The following is a 1,001-nucleotide window of genomic DNA, read 5'->3' as shown; positions in this document are numbered from 1 at the left end:
TACACGAACGGCTGGCCGATCGAGTACTTGTACGCCATCGCGACGAGCGTCGGCAGCTTCGCGATCATGCGGATCGCCGAGACTTCACGGTGACGCGGGTTATTGATGTCGAGCGAGTCGTGGTAGAACGCCGACAGCGCGCCGACTGCGGCGACGAGGATCGCCATCGGGTGCGCGTCGCGGCGGAAACCACGGAAGAAGAACTGCATCTGCTCGTGAACCATCGTGTGGTTCGTGACCGTCTTCACAAACTCGTCCTTCTGCGCTGCGTTCGGCAGTTCGCCCTTCAGCAGCAGGTAGCACGTTTCGAGGAAGTCGGCGTTTTGCGCGAGATCGTCGATCGGATAGCCGCGATACAGCAGCTCACCCTTGTCGCCGTCGATGTAGGTGATCGCCGAGTTGCACGACGCCGTCGACATGAAGCCCGGATCGTACGTGAACTTGCCGGTCTGACCGTACAGTTTACGGATGTCGATTACGTCCGGGCCCATCGAGCCCTTGTAGATCGGCATTTCAACGCTCGGCGAGTTGTCGCTGAACGATAGCGTGGCTTTAACATCTGACGGGGTCATAGCACATCCTCAATCGAAGTATGGAAACAGGGTTTCGATAATTGCACGCCTGGAACTCACTCTGCTGCGCATGCTGCCTCACGCGGTACGCAGCATCTCCAGCACCCGCCTGACGTCGGCGTCGGCGAGATCGCCTTCCGGTTCCTTGCGTGCAAGTAGCACGTCCATCAGGTCGTTATCGCTCAGTTCGAGCAGGCGCGTGAGCGCGCCCACGTCCGCATCACTGAGGTCATGCTCATATCGGCTGAAAAAACGCTCGAAGATCAGATCGTTTTCCAGCAAGCCGCGCCGCGCGCGCCAGCGCAGACGCGCGCGGCGTAGAGGGTCGGACTGATGCGATGATCCGTCCATGTCAGACAGCCCGGCGCACCATCAATTCCTTGATCTTGCCGATCGCCTTGGTCGGATTGAGGCCCTTCGGGCACACGT

The 1,001-nt window shown here is 59.9% G+C and carries 2 protein-coding genes and 1 pseudogene; all 3 read right to left on the bottom strand.

All coding sequences use genetic code 11. The annotated features are described in order from the left end of the window. Positions 1–572 (bottom strand): citrate/2-methylcitrate synthase (locus J8I87_RS44030; protein WP_280923164.1); only part of this gene is annotated, 572 nt, incomplete at its 3' end. A gap of 78 nt (positions 573–650) precedes the next feature. Further along, positions 651–923: a succinate dehydrogenase assembly factor 2 gene (locus tag J8I87_RS44025; RefSeq protein ID WP_209938914.1), complete on the bottom strand. Its 273-nt coding sequence runs from the start codon at positions 921–923 to the stop codon at positions 651–653. Between the two features lies 1 nt (position 924). Next, a pseudogene (gene sdhB / locus J8I87_RS44020) lies at positions 925–1,001 on the bottom strand (succinate dehydrogenase iron-sulfur subunit); the annotation flags it as partial.

Origin of the sequence: Paraburkholderia sp. LEh10 (assembly GCF_017814945.1) — a bacterium.
Taxonomy (GTDB): Bacteria; Pseudomonadota; Gammaproteobacteria; order Burkholderiales; family Burkholderiaceae; genus Paraburkholderia.
Note: the sequence above shows the minus strand (reverse complement) of the source record. Positions and strands in the feature narration are given on the sequence as shown.

Bases quoted from the DNA above. Each gene is read 5' to 3' on its own strand.
- J8I87_RS44025 (WP_209938914.1), bottom strand. From the start codon at position 923: ATGGACGGATCATCGCATCAGTCCGACCCTCTACGCCGCGCGCGTCTG.